The sequence below is a fragment of the Streptomyces graminofaciens genome (assembly GCF_030294945.1).
GTDB lineage: Bacteria > Actinomycetota > Actinomycetes > Streptomycetales > Streptomycetaceae > Streptomyces > Streptomyces graminofaciens.
The window spans coordinates 980,523-1,004,433 of the sequence record NZ_AP018448.1 but is presented as its reverse complement, the minus strand read 5'-3'; the positions used below and the strand labels follow the sequence as shown (position 1 = coordinate 1,004,433).

21 protein-coding genes are annotated in these 23,911 nt (G+C 70.2%); 15 read left to right on the top strand and 6 right to left on the bottom strand.

The features are described from left to right. Window positions 1–17: 17 nt before the first annotated feature. From SGFS_RS04340 to SGFS_RS04325, 4 genes are read left to right on the top strand one after another with little or no spacing between them, the layout of a single operon-like run. Complete coding sequence (locus tag SGFS_RS04340) at window positions 18–827, top strand: class II aldolase/adducin family protein (RefSeq protein WP_286247763.1); 810 nt, start codon at window positions 18–20, stop codon at window positions 825–827. Between the two features lie 34 nt (window positions 828–861). Continuing rightward, window positions 862–1,482 (top strand): MFS transporter, encoded by a 621-nt coding sequence (locus SGFS_RS04335; protein WP_286247761.1) that lies wholly within the window; start codon window positions 862–864, stop codon window positions 1,480–1,482. Further along, the gene (locus SGFS_RS04330) at window positions 1,479–1,634 is read left to right on the top strand and encodes a hypothetical protein (RefSeq protein WP_286247759.1); all 156 of its coding nucleotides are present in this window, start codon (window positions 1,479–1,481) and stop codon (window positions 1,632–1,634) included. The genes SGFS_RS04335 and SGFS_RS04330 overlap by 4 nt, the downstream gene beginning before the upstream one ends. Before the next feature lie 57 nt (window positions 1,635–1,691). Next, window positions 1,692–2,285 carry a TetR/AcrR family transcriptional regulator gene (locus SGFS_RS04325; RefSeq protein WP_286259788.1) on the top strand — a complete coding sequence of 198 codons (594 nt, stop codon included), beginning with the start codon at window positions 1,692–1,694 and terminating at the stop codon, window positions 2,283–2,285. A 21-nt stretch (window positions 2,286–2,306) separates the two neighbouring features. Here the strand turns inward: SGFS_RS04325 and SGFS_RS04320 are convergent, their stop codons facing one another. Both SGFS_RS04320 and SGFS_RS04315 read right to left on the bottom strand, forming a co-directional pair. Further along, window positions 2,307–3,002 carry an Lrp/AsnC family transcriptional regulator gene (locus tag SGFS_RS04320; RefSeq protein ID WP_286247758.1) on the bottom strand — a complete coding sequence of 232 codons (696 nt, stop codon included), beginning with the start codon at window positions 3,000–3,002 and terminating at the stop codon, window positions 2,307–2,309. Beyond that, window positions 2,957–3,337 (bottom strand): AsnC family protein, encoded by a 381-nt coding sequence (locus SGFS_RS04315; RefSeq protein WP_286247757.1) that lies wholly within the window; start codon window positions 3,335–3,337, stop codon window positions 2,957–2,959. Before SGFS_RS04315 ends, SGFS_RS04320 begins: the two co-directional genes overlap by 46 nt. Window positions 3,338–3,478: 141 nt before the next feature. Here SGFS_RS04315 and SGFS_RS04310 point away from each other — a divergent pair, with 141 nt between their 5' ends. Both SGFS_RS04310 and SGFS_RS04305 read left to right on the top strand, forming a co-directional pair. Beyond that, a complete protein-coding gene (locus SGFS_RS04310) occupies window positions 3,479–4,636 on the top strand; it encodes an alpha-hydroxy-acid oxidizing protein (protein ID WP_286247756.1) in 1,158 nt (385 codons plus the stop codon). 339 nt (window positions 4,637–4,975) lie between these two features. After that, window positions 4,976–5,410, top strand: a complete 435-nt coding sequence (locus tag SGFS_RS04305; protein ID WP_286247755.1) for a VOC family protein — start codon at window positions 4,976–4,978, stop codon at window positions 5,408–5,410. Window positions 5,411–5,638: 228 nt separating this feature from the next. On the opposite strand, the gene SGFS_RS04300 is transcribed toward SGFS_RS04305, so the two are convergent. Then, window positions 5,639–6,106, bottom strand: a complete 468-nt coding sequence (locus tag SGFS_RS04300; protein WP_286247753.1) for a DUF5990 family protein — start codon at window positions 6,104–6,106, stop codon at window positions 5,639–5,641. A 277-nt stretch (window positions 6,107–6,383) separates the two neighbouring features. Here SGFS_RS04300 and SGFS_RS04295 point away from each other — a divergent pair, with 277 nt between their 5' ends. Then, the gene (locus tag SGFS_RS04295) at window positions 6,384–7,040 is read left to right on the top strand and encodes a hypothetical protein (RefSeq protein WP_286247751.1); all 657 of its coding nucleotides are present in this window, start codon (window positions 6,384–6,386) and stop codon (window positions 7,038–7,040) included. Window positions 7,041–7,110: 70 nt separating this feature from the next. On the opposite strand, the gene SGFS_RS04290 is transcribed toward SGFS_RS04295, so the two are convergent. Then, window positions 7,111–7,254, bottom strand: coding sequence for a hypothetical protein (locus SGFS_RS04290; protein WP_286247750.1), 144 nt, complete (start codon window positions 7,252–7,254; stop codon window positions 7,111–7,113). 467 nt (window positions 7,255–7,721) lie between these two features. Here SGFS_RS04290 and SGFS_RS04285 point away from each other — a divergent pair, with 467 nt between their 5' ends. The 7 genes from SGFS_RS04285 to SGFS_RS04255 all read left to right on the top strand — a co-directional run bounded on the left by SGFS_RS04285 (window position 7,722) and on the right by SGFS_RS04255 (window position 18,760). Next, window positions 7,722–7,898 carry a hypothetical protein gene (locus SGFS_RS04285; RefSeq protein WP_286247749.1) on the top strand — a complete coding sequence of 59 codons (177 nt, stop codon included), beginning with the start codon at window positions 7,722–7,724 and terminating at the stop codon, window positions 7,896–7,898. A gap of 434 nt (window positions 7,899–8,332) precedes the next feature. Beyond that, a complete protein-coding gene (locus tag SGFS_RS04280) occupies window positions 8,333–9,199 on the top strand; it encodes an oxygenase MpaB family protein (protein ID WP_286247748.1) in 867 nt (288 codons plus the stop codon). Between the two features lie 63 nt (window positions 9,200–9,262). Continuing rightward, window positions 9,263–11,515 (top strand): serine/threonine-protein kinase, encoded by a 2,253-nt coding sequence (locus SGFS_RS04275; protein WP_286247747.1) that lies wholly within the window; start codon window positions 9,263–9,265, stop codon window positions 11,513–11,515. Between the two features lie 270 nt (window positions 11,516–11,785). Continuing rightward, window positions 11,786–14,179: a M4 family metallopeptidase gene (locus SGFS_RS04270; protein WP_286247745.1), complete on the top strand. Its 2,394-nt coding sequence runs from the start codon at window positions 11,786–11,788 to the stop codon at window positions 14,177–14,179. Between the two features lie 158 nt (window positions 14,180–14,337). Beyond that, window positions 14,338–15,924, top strand: a complete 1,587-nt coding sequence (locus SGFS_RS04265; RefSeq protein WP_286247743.1) for a phytoene desaturase family protein — start codon at window positions 14,338–14,340, stop codon at window positions 15,922–15,924. Window positions 15,925–16,076: 152 nt separating this feature from the next. Beyond that, window positions 16,077–17,189, top strand: coding sequence for an NAD(P)H-dependent flavin oxidoreductase (locus SGFS_RS04260; RefSeq protein WP_286247742.1), 1,113 nt, complete (start codon window positions 16,077–16,079; stop codon window positions 17,187–17,189). 20 nt (window positions 17,190–17,209) lie between these two features. Continuing rightward, window positions 17,210–18,760, top strand: a complete 1,551-nt coding sequence (locus SGFS_RS04255; RefSeq protein ID WP_286259787.1) for an acyl-CoA synthetase — start codon at window positions 17,210–17,212, stop codon at window positions 18,758–18,760. Between the two features lie 15 nt (window positions 18,761–18,775). Here the strand turns inward: SGFS_RS04255 and SGFS_RS04250 are convergent, their stop codons facing one another. Both SGFS_RS04250 and SGFS_RS04245 read right to left on the bottom strand, forming a co-directional pair. Beyond that, window positions 18,776–19,594: an SAM-dependent methyltransferase gene (locus SGFS_RS04250; RefSeq protein WP_286247741.1), complete on the bottom strand. Its 819-nt coding sequence runs from the start codon at window positions 19,592–19,594 to the stop codon at window positions 18,776–18,778. Between the two features lie 103 nt (window positions 19,595–19,697). Then, on the bottom strand, window positions 19,698–22,112 hold the full coding sequence (locus SGFS_RS04245; protein WP_286247739.1) for an acylase: 2,415 nt from the start codon (window positions 22,110–22,112) through the stop codon (window positions 19,698–19,700). Window positions 22,113–22,343: 231 nt separating this feature from the next. Here SGFS_RS04245 and SGFS_RS04240 point away from each other — a divergent pair, with 231 nt between their 5' ends. Next, the gene (locus SGFS_RS04240) at window positions 22,344–23,843 is read left to right on the top strand and encodes an acyl-CoA synthetase (RefSeq protein ID WP_286247737.1); all 1,500 of its coding nucleotides are present in this window, start codon (window positions 22,344–22,346) and stop codon (window positions 23,841–23,843) included. Window positions 23,844–23,911 lie beyond the last annotated feature (68 nt).

Here is a 23,911-nt window from a genome sequence, read left to right as displayed (position 1 = left end):
CCCTCGAAGGGACCCCGATGACAATCGAACTGACCGAACAGCAGAAGGCATCCGTCGGCCCGCTGCCGGACGGACTCGAACTCCCGCTGCCGCGAACCGACCTGAGCGTCGAGGAGGAGCGGGAGGTGCGCAAGCAGGAGTTGGCCGCCGCCTTCCGGCTCTTCGCCCGGTTCGGCTTCTCCGAAGGAGTGGCCGGTCACATCACCGCCCGGGACCCGGAGAACCCCGAATGGTTCTGGGTGAACCCGTTCGGCATGCACTTCTCCCAGATCAAGGTCTCCGACCTGATCCTCGTCGACCACGCCGGCCGGGTCGTCGAAGGCCGCCGCCCCGTCAACCGGGCCGCGTTCTGCATCCACTCCGAGGTGCACCGGGCCCGCCCCGACGTGGTCGCCGCAGCGCACACGCACTCACTTCACGGCAAGTCCTTCTCCAGCCTCGGCGTCCCGCTCGAGCCGATCACCCAGGACGCCTGCGCCTTCTACGAGGACCACGGCATCTACAGCGACTATCGGGGCGTGGTCAACGACACCGAGGAAGGCCGACGCATCGGCATCGCCCTCGGCGACCAGAAGGCGGTGATCCTGCAGAACCACGGTCTGCTGACCGTCGGAGCGTCGGTCGCCGAAGCCGCCTGGTACTTCATCACCCTCGAGCGCAGCTGCCAGGCCCAACTGCTGGCCATGGCCGCGGGCACCCCGACGCTGATCGACCGTGAGACCGCGAGGGCGGTACGGGAGCAGATCGCCGGCCCGCTGCCCGGCTGGTTCCAGTTCAGGCCGCTGTGGGACCAGATCACCAGCCTCGAACCAGACCTCTTCGACTGAATCCACGGTCATGTACGAGGAGGCACCGGCGGCCTTGCCGCAGACGCAGCCACACACGTCGCAGCCACCGGCCGGCACGGAGCCGACCGAACGGGTCTCGCGGGCTTGGACCGCCCGCTTCAGCCTGGTATGGCTGGGCTTCTGGGCAGCTCAATTCGTGCCGATCCAGCTGACCCTGCCTGACGAACTCGAACGGATGGATCCGACCCACAAGATCCGGGACTTCGGCGTGATCACCGGGGCGGCGGCGCTGATATCCCTGCTCACCCTCCCGCTGTGCGGAGCGCTGTGCGACCGGACGCGTTCTAGGTGGGGTCGGCGCCGGGTGTGGATGGCCGCCGGTGCCGCCGTCACGGCCGTCGGCCTCGTACTCGCGGGCCTCCAGACCACCCCGATCGGGCTGTGCCTGGCGTGGCTGTGGGGCACCGTCGGCCTCGGCGCCGCCACCGCAGGACTGACCGCCACCGTCGCCGATCAGGTGCCCGAGCGGCAACGGGGCATGATCTCCGGAGCGATGTACGCCCCGCAGGCCGTCGGCATCGTGGCCGGGATCGCAGCTGTCGGCGCATTCGGTCTGAACACCGCCGAGACCTACCGCATGCTGGCCGCCGCCTGCCCGAAGCCGGATCCCGCGCGAAGGACCCGGGCCTCATGAACATCGCGTCACTCGTACCCCAGGCGTTCGCGCCGCCGGCGGCCGGCGTGATCATCGCCGGTCTTGGCGGTTACCCAGCCCTCTACGTGATCACCGCCGGGACCGCGGCACTCAGCGGGTACGCCGTCCTGCGGGTACGGGCCATTCGCTGACGTTGGTTATCCTTGCGAACGAAACCGCAGGTGAAGAGAGGAGTACGCGTGCCCCGCATGGCGGCGAGCGACCGGAGGGCCGAGCTCCTCGAAGCGGCGATCCGGGTCATGGCGCGAGAGGGCGTGGCCAAAGCCACGACCCGCGCGATCGTCAACGAGGCCGAGATGACCCTCGGGGCTTTCCATTACTGCTTCGACTCCAGGGCGCACCTGCTCGAACTCGTCACGGAGACCCTCACCGAGCGGTACGTCGCCGAGGTCCGAGGCCTGTTCGCGCCGCACAAAGAAATCCGTGACAGCGTCCTCGACAGCCTGCATGCCTTCTGGAAGGGCTTCGAGGCCAACCCCGGCGAGCACCAGATCAGTTATGAGCTCACGCAGTACGCGCTGCGCACCGTCGGCTTCGAGAACGTGGCCAAGAAGCAGTACGAGATCTTCCTGCGGTCCTTTGCCTCCCTGCTCGAACTGGCTGCCGACAATGCCGGCATCGAGTGGACGGAGCCGGTGCCGGTGCTGGCTCGGTACGTGCAGTCGGTGATCGACGGCCTCAACATGGCCTGGCTCGTCGACCGCAACAGCGACGACAGCCAGGCGGCGCTGGAGCTGCTCGCCGACCACCTGCTCCTGCACGCCCGTCCCCGGGCCTCCTGACGTCCGACGACGTACCTCGGCTCAACCCGAGACACTGCTCGGATCGCGCCATACGTCGGGCGGTACGACGCCGACCGAGCGGCCGCAGGGGTCCAGGATCCTTCCGAGAAGCTTGTCGTGACGTAGCGTCATCGTGCGCTCGGTGATGGTGAGGTCGCCATGGGTTTCGGAGAGCCGCCTCTCCAGGCGCAGCACATCGCTGACCGAGTGGAGCACGGCTTGGACGACGAGGTTGTGGTCGCCCGTGACAGCGGCGCAGTTGCGCACTTCCGGCAGGCGGACGAGGGCGTGGCCGATGGCGGACAACTCCTTGACCGGTGCCGTGGCCCAGAAGGTGACGGCAACGGGCCAGCCGCCGAGCGGCCGGGCGAAGTCGCAGCGGAAGCGCAGCAGGCCGAGCCGGGTCAGCCGGTCGAGGCGTCGTCGAACGGAGGGAGCAGTCGTGTCCGATGCCTTGGCGAGGGCTTGATACGAGGCGCGGCCGTCACGGTGCAATTCGCGTAGCAGAACGCGGTCGTGTGCGGTGATCTCGGGGCGACCGCGGGCTTGGTCGGCGTGTGTCTCGCCCCTCGGCGGGACGAGCCGGGCGCGCTGCGCGGAGTCCAGCGCGTCGATCTGCCAGCTCCCGCCCTCGGTGAACATGTGCGTGACGATCCTCGTGCGGACGGCGGCTATGCCCGGAATCGAGGACAGGACGTCGAGGGTGTAGTGGCCCATGGCCGCCACGTCGAGGTGGCCAGGGTCGCGAGGAGCCGGTGGGTGTCCGCGGAGCGCTCTACGGTCACCGCGTGCGGGTGGCCGGCCAGCGTCGACGCCACCGAAAGCGCTGCCCCGGCTGTGCAGTCGATCTCGGCGAAGGCGACGCAGAGTTGCTCGAACAGCCTCGGGCCGGGCGAGACACCGACCCAGATTTCGCCCCGGTCGGCCAAGCGGCCGAAGCGGCGGGACGTGGTGACCGCGTCCACGCCGAGCGTCCGGCCCAGCTCGGCCCATGCCGCGCGAGGCTGCAACTGAAGGGCATGGATCAGCTCGAGATCCACTTCGGTAAGCACGGCGCCCCTCGTCCGAATCCTGCATCCAGTGCCTCTGGCACAGCGAGATCCTGCGTCTCATCGACCTCTGCCGTCCAGTGTCGCACTCTGGACGTCCATCAGGACCGTCTACCCGTCGCACGTGAGTGAAGGGATGTCCACATGGCGTTCGCCGACTACCAGAACGAGATCTACCTCAACGGGCTGGGCGGTGTACTGCCCTCCTTCCCCATGGACTTCGCCGAGCTGGAGGCCAGGGCTCAGGCCGCGCTGCCGCCGTCGGTGTGGTCCTACGTCGCGGGTGGTGCGGGAGACGAGCACACCCAGCGGGCCAACATCGCCGCCTTCGGGCGTTGGGGCCTGATCCCACGCATGTTCGTGGGCGCCTCCCAACGCGACCTGACCGTGGAGATGTTCGGGATGACCCTCCCATCGCCGGTGTTCCTCGCCCCGATCGGCGTCATCGGCCTGTGCGCCCAGGACGGACACGGCGATCTGGCAACGGCTCGCGCCGCCGCACGTACGGGAGTTCCCATGATCGCGTCCACGCTGTCCGTCGACCCGATGGAGCGCGTGGCGGACGAACTCGGCGACACCCCGGGTTTCTTCCAGCTCTACACCCCGACCGACCGGGGACTCGCCGAAAGCCTCGTACACCGCGCCGAACGCGTCGGCTACAAGGGAATCGTCGTCACGCTCGACACGTGGATCACCGGCTGGCGCCCGCGGGACCTCGCGACGTCCAACTTCCCGCAACTGAGAGGCCACTGCCTGGCGAACTACACCAGCGACCCCGTCTTTCGGGCCGGCCTGAACCGGCCTCCCGAGGATGACCCGCAGGCCGCGATCCTCCACTGGACCCAGATCTTCGGCAACCCGCTCACCTGGAAGGACCTCGGCTGGCTGCGCTCGCTGACCGATCTGCCCCTGATCGTCAAAGGCATTTGCCATCCCGAGGACGCCCGCCGCGCGCGCGACGCAGGCGTGGACGCCATCTACTGTTCCAACCACGGCGGCCGACAGGCCAACGGCGGCCTCCCCGCCCTGAACGTCCTGCCCGCCGTGGTCGAGGCCGCCGACGGACTGCCGGTCCTCTTCGACTCCGGCGTCCGTAGCGGTGCCGACGTCGTCAAGGCGCTCGCACTGGGCGCGAGTGCGGTCGGCATCGGTCGGCCCTATGCCTACGGATGCGCACTGGGCGGCACCGATGGGATCGTCCACGTCCTACGTGCCCTGCTTGCTGAAGCGGACCTGATCATGGCCGTGGACGGATATCCAACCCTTGAAGACCTCGTTCCCGAAGCACTTCAGGCCGTCTGACTGGATGCCGGATCGCGAAGGAGTACATCGCCGCTAGTCTCTTTTTGCGGCCGATCACTGTCAGTTCGCAGGCACTGAGACGTCATCCGCCTTTCGAACCTGATCGTTTGGTCTCTGAAGGTGCGGTCCAGGCTCGGCAGGCTGCTGCCGTCGGGAAACGCGACGAGGGCCGTGGCCGCGGTTTGGTCCGGAACGACGGGCAACCTGTGGAGGCATCGACGTCGGTCCACCCCTTGCGACCACCCCGACAACGCAGCGGCCAGCAGGGGCCGTCCTCCCGACAGCATGCGGATCCACCTGGGGAGATGGGTAACAGAGTCCCCTTGGTATGGTGCGCCGATGTCATCGATCAAGCAGTTCCAAGTCACCTTCGACTGCGCGGAACCTGCGCGCCTCGCCGGTTTTTGGTGCGAGGTGTTGGGGTACGTCGTCGCGCCGGTCCCGAATGGCTTTGCCACTTGGGAGGACTACCATCGCTCGCTGCCGCCTGAGGATCAGGTCACCTACTTCGCATGCAGTGATCCCTCGGGTGTGGGCCCGCGCCTGCTCTTCCAGCGCGTTCCCGAAGGGAAGATCGTCAAGAATCGGGTGCATCTCGATGTGCGCGCCGGCACCGGACTCGTGGGTGAAGAGCGCCTCGCCACACTGGAGGCCGAATGCGCCCGACTGGTCGCGCTCGGTGCGGTACACGTGCGAACGCTGCTTGCCGACGACGACAACGAGTCGTGCATCCTGATGCAGGACATCGAGGGCAACGAGTTCTGTCTCGACTGAGCATCCTCCGCGACGGCGAGATCGGGGGAGCCGCCTCCCTCGGACCGCCGTCCGCCGCGACACTCAGAGAGGTGAACGACCGGGAGCAGCCCCCCGAGCTGCCCGATTCCGACCGGGAACTTCCCAGCGACACACTCGGTGGACTGAGCGCCGCGATCACCATCCCTTCGCCCGTGCCCACACGAACGACCCGGACACGGACCAGTCACTTGATCGGCCGGACAAGTCCTAGCCGACGCGTCCGGCGGTCCAGGTGATGTGCGGGGGCTCGACGCGTGCGCACAGGGGTCCGCCGCGCGCGTCGGTCAGGCCGAGGCGTCCGACCAGCAGCCCGTCGCGTGCGGCGGCGGAGAGTACGTCGGCGGGGACGGCGTCGATCATGAGCTTGGCACGGCGGAACATCGTGAAGGTGCCCGATTCGTCGACCGTGCCCCATGACAGATAGACGAACCGTCGGCCCAGACGGTCCTGCACATAGGGGCCTTTGACATCTGTGCCGGTCGGCGAGGCGCTCGTGGTGCACTCCAGAGTCCAGGTCGCGGACGGTGCGTCGCCGGGTTGCGGATCGAGGACTTCGCCCGGACGGTCGCGGCGCTGCACGGCGACGTGGATGTTGGTGTACTCGGGGACGTTGCCGTCGACGGGGGCCGGGCAGGTGAGGCCGGGCAGGTCGACGGCTTCGATACGGATGTGCATACCGCCCATCATCCCGCCATCGGCCGCGCACGAGGTCAGCCACCATCTCGAACCGGGTGCGCCCGGGCAGCGGTGCCCTGCCACTCGGCGGCGCCGGAGTACCCACCGCGGTCTCCGACGGCGCGCTCGTGCGTCCGCAGTCGCTGTCAGATGTCCGGCGCCGCACTGGGCGGCACGCTGTCGCACGCCCTTCACAAGGCCCGCCCCCGGTTCCGACGGTCTCCGCCGATCTCACTGATAGCTTGCTGATCCTGCCAGTTCACCCCGGGGGACAACGATGAACCAGCCACCACCACCGCCCGCGCAGCCACAGCAGAATCCCTACAACCCGTACAGCGGGCCCGTCCCGCCTCAGCAGCAACCCGCGTACGGACCGCCGCCCGTCCCTGGGCAGCCCTCGATGCACCCGGCGCCACCGTTCCAGCCGACACCGCCGTTCCAGCCGGGGCCCATCGGACAGCGGCCGAACAGGGGCGGTCATCCGGTCGGCGCGGTCCTCCTCGGTTTCGGCGTCTCGGTTCTCGTCTCGCTGCTCTACGCAGGCGTCAACGTGGCCACGTACAAGGACCAGTCGATCACCACGGCCAACGTCCTCTACGTGGGTCACGCACTGCTCAACGGAGCGATCGTCGGCTCCCTGGTCGGCCTGGTGGGCGGCCGCAGCAGCGGTGCCCGGATCGGCGCGGCCGTCGTCGCCGTGCTCGGCGCCTTCTTCGGTTACACCAACTCCCTCCCCCTCATCGTGGCCGTCGAGGAAACACCCACCGCCGCCTGGGACTTGCTGAGCTACGAGCCCTTCTTCCCGGCCAAGGCGTGGTGGACCAGCGAAATCGACGGCGGAGTCGACTGGTTCTCCCCGCTCGGCCTCGTGGTCGCCGCAGCCACCGCGTGGGGTCTCGCCCATGTCGTCGGAGCCAAGCGCCGCCGGGCGTGACACTCCGCGGATGCCGAACCGTACCGCCGCCCGAGCCCCTGAGCCGGGGCAGGCGCGCCGTCCTGCGGGGCTACGCGCGGCAGGTGACGTCGGCGGCGGGCAGGCGGCCCGTGGCCAGGTAGCTGTTCACCGCGCGAGTGGCGCGGGCCTCGCGGAGGCCGCCGATGTCGCCGGTGCGGCCTGGCAGGGCGTATCCCGGTGAACATTTCGCCAATTACCTGTGTGGAACAGTGATGTGATCGTGACTCAACCCGCAGCAGTAAGGTAATGTCCGGGTAAAGAGCCGTTCTCGGTCGCCAAGCGGGCGGCCGTGAACGCGTTGAAGCGGTTACAGGCATGTGGCCTGGCCCAAGACATCGCTGGGGGTGTGACCATGGTGCGGCGAGGGATTCCACACGATTCCGAACGCATGTCGGCACGCTCGCTCCCGCAGCACGGGGCCTACCGCTTTTAGCGCCATACGGCCGTGAGGCGTTCGGAGCTGTAAGCGCGAGCGCCGTCCCGTCTCGGAATCTGATCGGCCACTCTTTCGCATGCGCGACCTGCGGACATGCCCGACCTCTCAGCAGGCGTGCACCACTCATTCACCGCCGCCCCCTCGCCCCGCCCCCGTGTCGGGCGACGGACGGCGCCCCCCATTCCCGCATCGATCGCAGCGGGCCCAACCCACAGGAGGAAACGGTGTTCGATCTCCGGACAGAGGCAGAGATGAGGCTGCATTCTGAGAAGACGGCCAGGGAACTCGCCCTGCAAAAGCAGCGCGAAGACGGCAGCGTGGACGCCATCGCCGCCCGAACACCTTCTCAGGCCGGCGAAGTGCCCGAGACCGATGAAACGAGCGCCACGGAAGTCGAGTAAGGCGGCGGCGTATCCCGCAAGGCGCGCGCAACTGGCCATCGCCTTGGGGAGTTCGAGCAGGTGGCTGACGGAACGCTGCCTTGCCTTGAGCGAGGCGCAGACGAGGCGAGCGGCGGGGCACCCTGCTCGCCTCGTCTGCCCCGCCGCCCGGCCTGTCGCGCGGCCCGGTAGTACACCGCGTCGGAGGGCGCCGGCTCTGCCTCGTATCGGACGGGTGGTAGGAGGGGCCTGGACGGAGCCCAGCAACAGTGACCCATGCGCCGGCCCCAGCCGGTCCGAAGGCCCACACCTGCCAGTGCCTCCCACGCGGTCCCCGTCCTGCCCTGGATGCCGTCCCTGTTGATCTGTGAGGGAGGCCACGGACGCTTGATGGCATCACCGCAGGTCAGAGGCGCTTATTGCTGCCAGAAGGAAAGACCGGTCACACTGACGGGATGGACGCGCCCGCTGAGCCTGTCATAGCCGACCCAGGCCTCTTCGGCCCCGACTCGGTGACCTGGCAGGTGCACGGCGACCCCATGATGTGGGTCGCCGGGATCCGCGCGCTCTACCTCCAGGCCCTGCACCCGCGCGCGGTGCGCGGCGTCATGCAGAACTCCGACTTCCGGCGCGACGCCTGGGGCCGGCTGATGCGCACGGCGAATTTCGTCGGCACGATCACATACGGCACCACGGAGGCCGCCGAGCGGGCCGGGGCCCGTGTCCGGAAGATCCACAGCATGCTGTCGGCGGTCGACCCGCACACGGGGGAGCGGTACGGCGTCGACGAACCCGAACTCCTGCTGTGGGTGCACTGCGCCGAGATCGACTCCTATCTGCACATCCTGCGCCGCTCCGGCTACCCGATCGGCGACACCGCGGCTGACCGGTACATCGGCGAACACCGGGTCGGCGCCCGGCTGGTCGGCCTCGACCCCGACGAAGTACCGGGCGACCAGGCCGAGTTGGCCGCGTACTTCGAGAAGGCGCGGCCGGAGCTGGCCTCCGGGCCCGAGGCGCGGGAGGTGGACGACTTCCTGCGCAGACCGCCGACGCACCCGTTGCTCGTCCCGGCACGCGAGGCGCTGTGGCGGCGCGTGTCGAACCTGGCGTACGCCTCCCTGCCACCGTACGCCCATGAGTTGTACGGCAGACCGGCACCGCCGCCCGCCGTGGTCACCCGGCGCCTGCGGCGCACCGGCACCCTGCTGCGCGCTGTTCCCGCAGGTCTGCGCTGGCAACTCCCGCCCAAACACATTCTCCGCGCCATGTCACGGCTCGGCCCCGGCGCACGCCCGGCACCGTACAAAGTCGGACCATAGGTCGCCATACTGGACAGGCCAGGGGAGGGCGGGTCCGTACGGACGGGGGGGCGATCGTTGGCGATGGCGGACACCAGGCTGATCCAGGACCGGTACCGGCTGCTCGAACTGATCGGGCGCGGTGGGATGGGCGAGGTCTGGCGCGCGAGAGACGAGTTGCTGGGCCGGCGGGTGGCGGTCAAGTGCCTCAAGCCCATCAACACTCAGCCCGAGCAGTCCTTCACCGGTGTCCTGCGGGAACGCTTTCGGCGCGAGGCCCGCGTGGCGGCCGCGCTCCAGCACCGGGGCGTGACCGTCGTCCACGACTTCGGCGAGTGCGACGGGGTGCTGTTCCTCGTGATGGAGCTGCTGGAGGGCCGCAACCTCAGCCAGGTCCTGGAGGACAACAAACACCATCCGCTGCCGGTCGCCGATGTCGTCGAGATCGCCGACCAGGTGGCCTCCGCGCTCGCCTACACCCATCAACAGGGCATCGTGCACCGCGACTTGAAACCCGCCAACATCATGCGGCTCGGCGACGGCACGGTGAAGATCTGCGACTTCGGGATCGCCCGGCTCGGCCATGACGTCAGCTTCACCTCACGGCTCACCGGCACCGGCATCGCGATGGGCACCCCGCACTACATGTCGCCGGAGCAGATCAGCGGCGGCCAGGTCGACCAGCGCAGCGACCTGTACTCCTTCGGATGCGTGCTGTACGAAATCGCCACCGGGGTGCCGCCGTTCGACCTCGACGACGCCTGGGCGGTCCTGCTGGGCCACCGCGACACCGAGCCCCGGCCACCGAGCGGTCACCGGGACGAGCTGCCCGAGTACCTCGACCGGATCATCCTGGACCTGCTGGCCAAACAGCCGGAGGAACGGCCGCAGGACGCCCGCGAGCTGGGCCGCAGGATCGGCGAGGGGCGCGCCGGGACACCGGCGTACGTCCCCACGGCCGCCTCGCCCCCTGTGGGGCCCAAGGCCCGCCCGCGCCCCGATCGGCCACCCGGCCGCGAACGCCGCCTGCCGTCCTGGACCCGGGGCATGACCACCGGCCACAAGGCCACCGGCGCCGGACTGCGCACCACCCCGCCGGACGCCTCCGCCGGGCTCACCGGCGAGTGGATCGCCCGCCCCGCCGCAGGCCGCGCCGAGGAACCCGTACGCGTCGAACGGCCCACCCCGCCACCACAGTTGATCACCACGCTGGCCGGGCGGCACAACGCCGGGCTCAGCCTCGGGCGGCTCGGCCGCTGGACGGAGGCCGGCGAGGTGCACCGCGCGGTCGCCGCCGAACGCGAGCACGCTCTCGGCCCCGACCATCCCGACACCCTCGCCAGCCGCTTCGAGGTCGGCTTCACCCTCAGCCGCACCGACCGCCCGGCCGACGCACTGCGCGAGTTCGCCCATGTGGCCAGTGCCAGGGAGCGCGTTCTCGGCCCCGAGCACCCCGACACGCTCGCCGCCCGTCAGGAAATGGCATACGTGCTGGGCCAGTTGGGCCGCCACTTCGAGGCCCACCAGGCCTACACGTCCGTGCTCGCCGCCCGTCAGCGCGCCATGGGCCCCGATCACCCGGACACCCTGCGCTGCCGGCACAACCTCGCCTACAACCTCAGCAGGCTCGGGCGGCTGGAGGACTCGTACCGCATGGCGAGCGAAGTGGCCGCCGCGCGGGCCCGCGTCCTTGGCGCCAACCACCCCGACACGCTCGTCACCCGATATGAAGTGGCGTACGCACTAGGCCAGTTGGGGCGCTGGCCCGAGGCGCTCCAGACCTACCAGGAGGTCGCCGAGGCCCGTGCGCAGGCCCTCGGCCCCGACCATCCGGACACCCTCGCCGCCCGCTACGAGGTCGGCATCAGCCTCGGCAGGCTCGGCCGCAGCGCCGACGCGCTGACCCTCTACCGGGCCCTGGTCGACGACCGTACCCGCGTCCACGGCCCCGCCCACCCCGAGACCCTGCGCGCCCGCCACGGCCTCGGCGTCAACCTCGGCCGGCTCGGCCGCTGGGAGGAGGCCCTCGCCGAGTCCCGGGACGTGTGCGCCCTGCGTGAGCGCGTCCTCGGCGCCGACCACCCGGACACCCTCGTCAGCCGCCGCGAGGTCGCCGTCGGTCTCGGCTGGCTCGGCCGCTGGGCCGACGCCCTCGCCGAGTACCGCAGTGTGGCCGACGCCCGTGAGCGCGTCCTCGGCGCCGACCACCCCGACGCCCTCGCCAGCCGCAACGACGAGGCCCACTGTCTGGAGCAACTCGGCCGGGGCGGGGAGGCGGTGCAGCTGTACCGGAGGGTGGCCGCGTTGCGGCAGCAGCGGGCGACGGGCGGACGCTGACCGTCGCCACGCGGTGTCGCACAGCAAACGCACAGGTCACCGCGTGGCGTAGAGGGATAACCCTCGAATGGCCCTCGAAAGGCCTTCAAGTGAATGACATGTCTCGGTCAATGCTGTCATTGTTCCCCCACCTTCCGCGCAGGCCGCACGCGGTCTGCACATGGTCGGGAGCCCCCCACACCGCACGGCTCAGCTCGTCCCGGACAGCACGACCCGTCTGCCCGGTCTGTCACCGGCCGCCGGCGCGCGGCCGTCGCAGTAGGAGCAAGAGTGAGACGTATCCCCCCTCAGGCGGCCGCAGCCGGAGCCCTCGCGGCCACCGCGGCGCTCCTGGCCCTCGGTGTACAGGCGGTCCCCGCGGCCGCCAAGCCCGCTCCCCACCCCAGTCCCCTGCGCACCGGGGGACTGCAGGCCGAGCTCACCCCGGCCCAGCACACGGCGCTGCTGAAGAAGGCATCCAAGCAGACCGTGGCGACGGCCGACTCCCTCGGCCTCGGGGCGAAGGAGAAGCTGGTCGTCAAGGACGTCGTCAAGGACAAGGACGGCACGCTCCACACGCGGTACGAGCGCACCTACGCCGGTCTGCCGGTCCTCGGCGGCGACCTCGTCGTACACACCCCGCCGGCCTCCCTCGCCGCCGGCACGGTGAGTACCACCTTCAACAGCAAGCGCACCATCAAGGTCCCCTCCACCAGCGCGACCTTCACCAAGTCGGCCGCCGAGACCAAGGCCCTCAAGGCGGCCAAGGCCCTGGACGCGGAGAAGCCCACCACCGACAGCGCCCGCAAGGTGATCTGGGCGGGCAAGGGCACCCCGACGCTCGCCTGGGAGACGGTGATCGGCGGCCTCCAGGACGACGGCACCCCCAGCCAGCTGCACGTCGTCACGGACGCCACGACGGGGGAGAAGCTCTACCAGTACCAGGCCATCAAGACCGGTACCGGCAACAGCCAGTACAGCGGCACCGTCACCATCGGCACCACGCTGTCCGGCTCGACGTACCAGCTGAACGACACCACACGGGGCACCCACAAGACGTACAGCCTGAACAACGGCACGTCGGGCACCGGCACCCTGATGACCGACACCGACGACACCTGGGGCACCGGCTCCGGCTCCAACACGCAGACCGCCGGTGTCGACGCCCACTTCGGCGCCCAGACCACCTGGGACTTCTACAAGAACACCTTCGGCCGAAGCGGCATCAAGAACGACGGCGTGGCCGCCTACTCGCGCGTCCACTACAGCTCGGCGTACGTCAACGCCTTCTGGGACGACGACTGCTTCTGCATGACCTACGGCGACGGCTCCGGCGGCACCCACGCGCTGACCTCGCTGGACGTGGCCGGTCACGAGATGACGCACGGCGTCACCTCCAACACCGCGAACCTGAACTACACCGGCGAGTCCGGCGGCCTCAACGAGGCGACCTCCGACATCTTCGGCACGGGCGTGGAGTTCTACGCGGCCAACTCCACCGACGTCGGTGACTACCTCATCGGTGAGAAGATCGACATCAACGGTGACGGCACGCCGCTGCGTTACATGGACGAGCCCGACAAGGACGGCGGCTCCGCCGACAGCTGGTACTCCGGCGTCGGCAACCTGGACGTCCACTACTCCTCGGGCCCGGCGAACCACATGTTCTACCTGCTCTCCGAGGGCAGCGGCTCCAAGACCATCAACGGCGTCACCTACAACAGCCCGACCTCCGACGGCGTCGCCGTCGCGGGCATCGGCCGGGCCGCCGCCCTGCAGATCTGGTACAAGGCGCTCACGACGTACATGACGTCGAGCACCACGTACTCCGGGGCCCGCACAGCCGCCCTCAACGCCGCGGCCGCCCTGTACGGCACCAGCTCCACGCAGTACGCGGGTGTCGGCAACGCCTTCGCCGGCATCAACGTCGGCAGCCACATCACCGTCCCGTCGACCGGCGTGACGGTCACCAACCCGGGCAGCCAGTCCTCGACCGTCGGCACCGCCGTGAGCCTGCAGATCTCGGCGAGCAGCACCAACAGCGGCTCGCTGACCTACGCCGCGACCGGCCTGCCCACCGGCCTGTCCATCAGCAGCTCCACCGGTGTCATCTCCGGCACCCCGACCACGGCAGGCAGCTACAGCACCACCGTCACCGTGACCGACAGCACCGGCGCGACCGGCACCGCGTCCTTCACCTGGACGGTCAGCTCCTCCGGCAGCGGCTCCTGCACCTCGACCCAGCTCCTCGGCAACGCGGGCTTCGAGTCGGGCAACACCACCTGGACGGCGTCGAGCGGTGTGATCACCAGCTCCAGCAGCCAGGCGGCCCGCACCGGCTCCTACAAGGCCTGGCTCGACGGCTACGGCTCGACCCACACCGACACGCTGTCGCAGTCGGTGACGATCCCGAGCGGCTGCACCAACACCACGTTCACCTTCTATCTGCACGTCGACACGGCCGAGACCTCCACCAGCACCCAGTACGACAAGCTGACGGTCACCGCCGGGTCGACCACCCTGGCCACCTACTCCAACCTCAACGCGGCCAGCGGCTATGTACAGAAGTCCTTCAGCCTCGGGTCGCTCGCGGGCAGCACCGTGACCCTGAAGTTCACCGGAGTCGAGGACTCCTCGCTCCAGACCAGCTTCGTCATCGACGACACCGCCGTGACGACTGGCTGACCGGCCCCATCTGATCCGAACCAGGACCAGGGGCGACGCGGGCGATCTGCCGCCCGCGTCGCCCCTGGCGCGGTGGTCGTGGCCGTCGGTCCGACCCCCGTTGGTCCACCTGACCCGCACCCCTGGCCGACCTCGATCAGCGCGTGTTACCAAGAGCCATGCCCGCACACGAAGCACACCCCGCAAGCCCCGGTCACCGTTCGTACGACGCCGTGATCGTCGGCGGCGGTCACAACGGCCTGGTCGCCGCCGCCTATCTGGCCCGCGCCGGGCGGTCCGTGCTCGTGCTGGAGCGCCTCGACCACACCGGGGGAGCGGCCGTCTCCACGCGCCCCTTCGCCGGGATCGACGCCCGGCTCTCGCGGTACTCGTACCTGGTCAGCCTGCTGCCGAAGAAGATCGTGCGGGACCTCGACCTGGACTTCCGCGTCCGCGGCCGCACGATCTCCTCGTACACCCCCGTCGAACGCCACGGACAGCCCACCGGCCTCCTCGTCGGCGGCAGCGAGCGCCGCACCCGCGAGGCGTTCGCACGGCTGACCGGCTCCGACCGCGAGTACCAGGCCTGGAAGCGCTTCTACGGCATGACCGGCCGCGTCGCCGAACGAGTGTTCCCGACGCTCACCGAGCCCCTGCCCGCCCGGGACGAACTGCGCCGCCGCATCGACGACGAGGACGCCTGGCGGACCCTCTTCGAGGAGCCCATCGGCACCACTGTCGAGTCGGCGTTCGAGGACGACCTCGTACGCGGAGTCGTCCTCACCGACGCCCTGATCGGCACCTTCGCGGACGCCCACGACCCCTCCCTGCGCCAGAACCGCTGCTTCCTCTACCACGTGATCGGCGGCGGCACCGGCGCGTGGGACGTACCGGTCGGCGGCATGGGCGCGCTCACGGACGCGCTGGCCGGGGCCGCCCGGGACGCGGGCGCGGTGCTCGCCACCGGGCACGAGGCGACACGCATCGACACGGACGGCCGGTCCGCCGAGGTCTCCTACCGCACAGCCGACGGCGAAGGCGTCGTCGCCGCCCGCCACGTCCTGGTCAACGCCTCCCCGAAGGAACTGGCCACCCTGACCGGCGACGAACCGGCCACCCCTGCCGAGGGCGCACAGCTCAAGGTGAACATGCTGCTCAAGCGGCTGCCGAGGCTGCGTGACGAGTCCGTCGACCCGCACGAGGCGTTCTCCGGCACCTTCCACATCGCCGAGGGCTACGAGCAACTCGCCGCCTCCTACGCCCAGGCCGCCGCCGGCGCGCTGCCCGAGGCGCCGCCCTCCGAGATCTACTGCCACTCGCTCACCGACCCGACCATCCTCGGCCCCGACCTGGTCGAGGCGGGCTACCAGACGCTCACCCTCTTCGGCCTGCACACCCCCGCGCGGCTGTTCGAGGGCGACAATGACGCCGTACGCGAGGAGCTGCTGAAGTCGACCCTGGCCCAGCTGGACGCCCACCTCGCCGAGCCGATCGCCGACTGCCTCGCCGTCGACGCGGACGGCCGCCCCTGCATCGAGGCCAGGACCCCGCTCGACCTGGAACGCGACCTCGGCCTCCCCGGCGGCAACATCTTCCACCGCGACCTGACCTGGCCGTACGCCCAGGAGGGCACCGGCCGCTGGGGCGTCGAGACGCGGCACCCGAACGTCCTGCTGTGTGGGGCGGGGGCCGTGCGCGGCGGTGGGGTGAGCGGGGTGCCGGGGCACAACGCGGCGATGGCCGTCCTCGAACCGCCCGCCCCGTAGTCGGTCCCTGGTCGGCGGAGACCGTCCACCCCGCTGCCGTGATCCGTGCCGCGTCGGTCGGGCGGGACTCGCCGAAGAGGCGCCAACAGAAATCTGACGGAGCATCAGAAAACTTCTTCCCTCGTCCGGAGGACTGCGGCATTCTGCGCACCATGCAGACGGAGCTGAGCAAGAAACTCGGAGTCCAGTACGCCGTGTTCGGCTTCACGCCGTTCCCCGCCGTCGCCGCGGCCATCAGCCGGGCAGGGGGCTTCGGGGTGCTCGGCGCGGTCCGCTACACCGCCCCGGACGACCTCAAACGCGACCTCGACTGGCTGGAGGCCCATGTCGACGGCCAGCCGTACGGGCTGGACGTCGTCATGCCCGCGAAGAAGGTGGAGGGCGTCACCGAGGCCGATGTCGAGGCGATGATCCCCGAGGGCCACCGGCAGTTCGTCAAGGACACCCTCGCCAAGCACGGGGTGCCGGAGCTCGCCGACGGGGAGGCGTCAGGCTGGCGGATCACCGGGTGGATGGAGCAGGTCGCCCGCACCCAGCTCGACGTGGCCTTCGACTACCCGATCAAGCTGCTCGCCAACGCGCTGGGCTCCCCGCCAGCCGATGTCGTCGAACGCGCCCACGACAAGGGCGTCCTCGTCGCCGCGCTGGCGGGCAGCGCCCGGCACGCCCGCAAGCACGCCGAGGGCGGGATCGACATCGTCGTCGCCCAGGGCTACGAGGCCGGCGGCCACACCGGGGAGATCGCCTCCATGGTCCTCACGCCCGAGGTCGTGGACGCCGTCGACCCGTTGCCCGTGCTGGCCGCCGGCGGTATCGGCAGCGGACAGCAGGTGGCGGCCGCGCTCAGCCTCGGCGCCCAGGGTGTGTGGCTGGGCTCCCTGTGGCTGACGACCACCGAGGCCGACCTCCACTCCACCGCCGTGACCCGCAAACTGCTCGCCGCCGGCTCGGGCGACACCGTCCGCTCCCGCGCGCTGACCGGCAAACCCGCACGCCAGCTGCGTACCGAATGGACCGACGCCTGGGACGACCCGAGCGGCCCCGGCACGCTCCCCATGCCCCTCCAGGGCCTGCTGGTCGCCGAGGCGCTCACCCGGATCCAGAAGTACGAGGTGGAGCCGCTGCTCGGCACGCCCGTCGGGCAGATCGTCGGCCGGATGAACAGCGAGCGCAGTGTCCAGGAGGTCTTCGACGACCTCACCCGTGGTTTCGAACGGGCCGTCGACCGGCTCAACCGGATCGCCGGAAGGAGCGCCGAACAGTGAGCCAGGCATCCAACGGCCCCATGGGGCAGGCTCCCAACGGCTTCTGGGCCCAGGCTGCCGCCGACCCCGACCGTACGGTCCTCGTCGCACCCGACGGCGAGGAGTGGACCGCCGGCCGTCTGCTCGCCGACGCCAACCGGCTGGTCCACGGGCTGCGCGCGGCGGGCCTCGCCCGCGGCGACGCCTTCGCGGCCGTCCTGCCCAACGGCGTCGAGTTCCTCATCGCGTATCTGGCCTCCCAGCAGGCCGGTCTCTACCTCGTGCCCGTCAACCACCATCTCGTCGGCCCCGAGATCGCCTGGATCGTCTCCGACTCCGGCGCCAAGGTGCTCATCGCGCACGAACGGTTCGCGGACCAGGCGCGGAACGCCGCCGACGAGGCGAAGCTGCCGGACAGCCACCGGTACGCGGTCGGCGAGGTCGCCGGCTTCCGGCCGTATGCCGAACTCCTCGACGGGCAGTCCGAGTCGGCGCCCTCGGACCGCACGCTCGGCTGGGTCATGAACTACACCTCGGGCACCACCGGCCGCCCGCGCGGTATCCGCCGCCCCCTGCCCGGCAAGCCGCCCGAGGAGGCGTACCTCGGCGGATTCCTCGGCATCTTCGGCATCAAGCCCTACGACGGCAATGTGCACCTCGTCTGCTCGCCGCTCTACCACACGGCGGTCCTGCAGTTCGCGGGCGCGTCCCTGCACATCGGGCACCGCCTGGTCCTGATGGACAAGTGGACACCCGAGGAGATGCTCCGGCTCATCGACGCCCACCGGTGCACCCACACCCACATGGTCCCGACCCAGTTCCACCGTCTGCTCGCCCTGCCTGAGCAGGTCAGGGCCTCGTACGACGTGTCGTCCATGCGGCATGCCATCCACGGTGCCGCCCCCTGCCCCGACCATGTGAAGCGGGCCATGATCGCGTGGTGGGGGAACTGCGTCGAGGAGTACTACGCGGCCAGCGAGGGCGGTGGCGCCTTCGCCACCGCCGAGGACTGGCTGAAGAAGCCCGGCACGGTCGGCCGCGCCTGGCCGATCAGTGAGCTGGCCGTCTTCGACGACGACGGCGACCGGCTGCCGCCCGGTGAACTCGGCACCGTCTACATGAAGATGAGCACCGGCGGCTTCTCCTACCACAAGGACGAGGGCAAGACGCGCAAGAACCGCATCGGCGACTTCTTCACCGTGGGCGACCTCGGCCTCCTGGACGAGGACGGCTATCTCTTCCTCCGCGACCGCAAGATCGACCTGATCATCTCCGGCGGCGTCAACATCTACCCCGCCGAGATCGAGTCCGAGCTGCTGACCCACCCCGCCGTCGCCGACGCGGCCGCCTTCGGCATCCCGCACGACGACTGGGGCGAGGAGGTCAAGGCGGTCGTCGAACCCGCCCCGGGCTTCGAGGCGGGTCCGGCGCTGGCCGCCGAGATCCTCCGGCACTGCACGACCCGGCTGGCCGGCTACAAGCGCCCCAAGAGCGTCGACTTCATCGAGACGATGCCCCGCGACCCCAACGGCAAGCTCTACAAGCGGCGGTTGCGAGAGCCGTACTGGGAGGGCAGGGAGCGGCCGGTCTGACGCACTGGTCGGGCCTCAGGGCTTGCGCGCGACCCCGCCCAGCGCGATCACCTCGCCCGACCCGCCGCGCGGGGCCGACGGGTCGGGGCGCCAGTCGGCGAGCGGGACGACACCGGGCTCCAGCAGCTCCAGGCCGTCGAAGAAACCGGCGAGCCGGTCCGGGCTGCGCAGGTAGTAGGGGACCGCGCCGCTCTCGTTGTAGCGGCGGGTGGCCTCGGCGTTGGCCCGGTGCGTGTCCACGCTGTCGTTGAACGCGAACCAACTGCCCGACGGCAGCGCGGCCATGAGGGTGCCGACGATGGACCGTGCCTCGTCGTAGTCGGCGATGTGACCGCTGACCTGCATCAGTGTCAGCGCGACCGGTCGCCTGAGGTCCAGGGTCCTGGCCGCCTCGCGCAGCACGGTCGCGGGATCGTGCAGATCGGAGTCGATGTAGTCGGTCGCCCCCTCGGGGGTGCTCGTGAGCAGCGCCCGCGCGTGGGTCAGGACCAGCGGGTCGTTGTCCACATAGACGATCCGCGCCTCGGGGACCACCCGTTGGGCGATCTCGTGCGTGTTGTCCGCCGTGGGCAGGCCGGTGCCGATGTCGAGGAACTGGCGTATCCCGGCTTCCTGGGCGAGGAATCGCACCGCCCGACCGAGAAAGGCCCGGGAGTCACGGGCGAGGTCGGTGATGCCGGGGAACACCGCGCGGAACGCGTCGCCCGCCTCGTGGTCGACCGGGTAGTTGTCCTTGCCGCCCAGCCAGTAGTTCCAGATACGGGCCGAGTGCGGCACCGTCGTGTCGATCTTCGTGACCGAATCGGTCTCCGGGCGTAACGAGTCCTGTGCCACCGCGTGGCCTCCTCATGAGGAAGGGGTGTATGCCACTGGCATGGTGCCGCCCCGCTCGGGACGGCACCACACACCTCCGCTCATTGGCCGGGGATCACTGCGTTCATTGGCTCACACGCACCACCTTGAGCTTCGGTGACGACAGGATGTCCTTCTCGCAGAAGCGGGACTTCACCCACTTCTCGTCCGAGAACAGCCGCGTCTGGTCCCTGTAGTGCGGCGAGTTCGGGTTCGAGGACTGGGAGTACGTCAGCAGGGTGCGGGCCACCGGGCAGCGGCCGCCGTCCCAGCCGACCGCCTGGATGTGGCTGGAGCCCGTGGACACCTCCGCGTAGCCGCCGTCGGCCGCGCTCCAGCGGGCCTCGATCTTGTTCCACACGCCGAGCGACTCGGTGCCGCCGGGCACCGGGACGCGCTTGCCGCCGCGTACGACGAACTGGTTGGCGCCCAGCTTCGCGTCCAGCGCGATGCCCGCCGTACGCAGCTCCGTCACCGTGTCGGCCAGGGCTGTGGCGAGGCCGGGCGCGTCCGTGTTCAGCGTGTTCGGGGTGTTGACCGGGTCCGCCGCCGAGAAGGGCACCTTCCAGAGCTGATCGCGCGGTACGAGAGCGGTCAGCTTCCGCCAGAACCGGTCGAACAGCAGTGCGCCCCGGCTGTCGGTGTCCATGGCGCGGTCCCACGCCTTGAGCACACCGCAGGCCTCGCTCACCTCGACGGCCTTGCCGTCGCTCCCCGTCGCCGTACCGCCCGGCAGCGCGGCACAGGCCCGGGCCACGTCCGCCACCGTCAGGTCGGCGGCCGGCACCCGGTTCGCGAACTGCTGCCGCTGGAGGTCCCGTACGGTCAGACCGCCCTTGTCGGCCATCGCCGCGACGTCCTCGACGGCGCCGCGCGTGCGCATCGACCGCTGTGTGCCGATGGTGCCGAAGACCCGCTCGTACCCGGTGAGCGGCTGGTCCGCGTTGGCCAGCCACGCGCTGTCGTTCGAGTTCTCCGCGTACGGGGCGTCCTTCAGCGTCGGCATCCGCGCGGGCCCGAATATCCCCGGCTGCGCGGCGTCGACGTCACTGCCGGGCGCGCAGTCGGAGCGTGAGCCGTCCAGGACGGCGACACCCGAGGCCGGATACGTGGCCCTGCCGAGCGGGGTCGAGCAGCGGGCCGCCAGTTCGTCGGTGATCCGGGGCAGGACCTGCGACTGGGTGTACAGGGTGTGCCCGGCGGAGTCGGCGGCGACCGTGTTCACCCACGGCAGCCCCTGGTGCTCGGCGAGCGACTTCAGGATGTCGGCCGTGCCGCGCGCCTTCGCGAAGCCGAGCGAGGTGTCGGCGAACCGCATGTTCGCCGCGTTCGGGTCGGCGACGGCGTACGCGGTCGTGCCCGACCAGGGCAGCGGAAGGTCCCCGCCGAGGGAGGTGACGACCGGGCCGTAGCGGGTCCACCACTGGGTGCGGGTGACCGGGGTGCCGTCCTTGACGTCGACGGTCACGGCCCGCTTCGTCATCCGCTCCGGCTTGCCGTCCACGAGATACGTCGTCGGGTCGGCCGGGTCCAGCTTCAGCTGATGGACGTTCATGGGGACGCCGGTCGCGACGGTGTGGCTCCAGGCCACCTTGGCGTTGAACCCGATCTGGGTGATCGGCGAGCCGAGCAGCGCGCCGCCGGAGACGTTCAGCTCGCCCGGGATCGTCTGTTGCGCCTGCCAGAAGCGGCGCCCGCCGGCCCACGGGTAGTGCGGGTTGCCCAGCAGCAGACCGCGGCCGTTCGCCGTGGTGTCACCGCTGAAGGCGACGGCGTTCGACCCCATGTCCGCGTCCCCGGCGGAGAACAGCTCGCTCGCGGCCCGGGCGGCGGCCTTCGCGTCCGGGGCGGCGGCCGTGGAGCTGCCGGACGGAGGCTGCGCGGTGGCGATCGAGTCCACGAGCCGCCCCTCGCCGCCCAGCACGGCCAGGGCGTACGCACGGGAGAACACGTCGAGCGTGGTGACCGGCCTCACCCAGGCGGCGCCCTTGCAGGCTGGGTCGGTGACGCGGTTCTGCCTCAGCCAGGCGTTGTAGCCCGCCGCCCAGCCCCGCATCAGGTCCTTGACGGCGCGGCTGGGACCGCGCGGCGCGGGCTGGTCGAGCAGTCGCTCCACGGTGCCCGTGTCCCGGACGCCCCGGAAGTACAGGTCGCTGGTCAGGTTCTTCGAGGCCGAGGAGAGCGAGAAGTCGGGCGCCGCGTCGGGCCCGAAGTAACGGGACCGCTCGCCGCGTACGGTCACGAAGCCGTCGGCGAGCACACACACCTGGTCGGCGGCCTGCGCCCAACCGGTGCCGAAGCCGAGGTTCGCGTAGTCCTTCGCGACGATGTGCGGAACGCCGTACTCGGTGTAGCGGATCACGGCGGACAGAGCGCCCTGGGACGGGCGCTGCCCGGACGCCCGGCCGTCGTCGGCGGCGGTGGCCGCCGAGGGCAGGACGGCCGAGGCGGTGAGCAGGGCGACGGCCGAGACCACGAGCTGTCTCAGGCGGGTGCGCATGGAGCCTCCCAACGTCAGTGAGGGAAGGGACGGTTGAGCATGTCAACACGTATGTGCGTAGTCCATACATGTGATCGATCTTCACCTTGGTGGACTCGCGTCCCCGCCTCCGAAGTTGAGCCGCTTCAGGCCATCCGTGCCGGATTTCGACCATGCCGGTGGCGCGCTTGACCTCGCTCGCGCGACGCGACGAGGATCGCGTGGGAACCGGTGGACGAAGGAGCGCACATCATGACGGCTGGTCGCAGCGTGACGGTCGACGGGGTGCTCCGGCGCAGCGTCCGGCGGAGCCCCGCCCGTGTCGCGGTCCGCTACGGCGAACGGTCCTGGACATACGCCGAACTCGACGACGCCGTCTCCCGCGCCGCCCGCGCCCTGCGCGACATCGGTCTCGCACCCGGCGACCGCGTCGGCGCCTACGGCCACAACTCGGACGCGTACCTCATCGCCTTCCTGGCCTGCGCCCGCGCCGGCCTGGTGCACGTCCCGGTCAACCAGAACCTCACCGGCGACGACCTGTCGTACATCCTCGACCAGTCCGGCAGCACCCTCGTCCTCACCGACCCGGACCTCGCCGCGAACCTCCCCGACGGCGTGCGCACCCTCGCGCTGCGCGACGCGGACGACTCGCTGCTCACCCGGCTCGCCGCGACGGAGCCGTACGACGGCGAGGAGCCGCAGACCGAGGACCTGGTGCAGCTGCTCTACACCTCGGGCACGACGGCCCTCCCCAAGGGCGCGATGATGACGCACCGCGCGCTGGCCCACGAGTACCTCAGCGCGATCGCCGCCCTCGACCTCCAGGCGGGCGACCGTCCCGTGCACGCGCTGCCGCTGTACCACTCGGCACAGATGCACGTCTTCCTCGTGCCGTACCTCGCGGTAGGCGCCACGAACACCATCCTCGACGCGCCCGACGGCGACCGGATCCTCGACCTGATCGAGGCGGGCGACGCCGACAGCCTCTTCGCCCCGCCCACCGTGTGGATCGGCCTGGCGAACCGCCCCGACTTCGACGACCGCGACCTCGGCGGACTCGGCAAGGCGTACTACGGGGCGTCGATCATGCCCGTGCCCGTCCTCGAACGGCTCAGGGAACGCCTGCCGAAGCTCGCCTTCCACAACTGTTTCGGCCAGAGCGAGATCGGCCCGCTGTCGATGGTCCTCGGGCCGTACGAGCACAAGGGCCGTATGGAGTCCTGCGGGCGCACGGTGATGTTCGTCGAGGCCAGGGTGGTCGACGAACACGGCGAGGACGTGCCGGACGGCACCCCCGGCGAGATCGTCTACAAGTCCCCGCAACTCTGCGAGGGCTACTGGAACAAGCCCGAGGAGACCGCCGAGGCCTTCCGCGACGGCTGGTTCCACTCCGGTGACCTCGCCGTGCGCGACGAGGAGGGGTACTTCACCGTCGTGGACCGGGTGAAGGACGTCATCAACTCCGGCGGTGTGCTGATCGCCTCACGCCAGGTCGAGGACGCCCTCTACACCCACGACCGGGTCGCCGAGGCCGCCGTGATCGGCCTGCCCGACGAGAAGTGGATCGAGGCCGTGACCGCGGTCGTCGTCCCCCGGGGCGAGGTCACCGAGGCCGAACTGATCGCCCACGCCCGAGAGAACCTCCCCCACTTCAAGGCCCCGAAGAAGGTCCTGTTCGTCGACGAACTGCCACGCAACGCCAGCGGCAAGATCCTCAAGCGGGAACTACGGGACCGGTTCGCCGAGGCCTGAGCTGAGCCCTGGTTCTCGTACGGCTGGGGCCCTTCTGACGGATCTCCGCGGCTCTAGGGCGTGTTTCG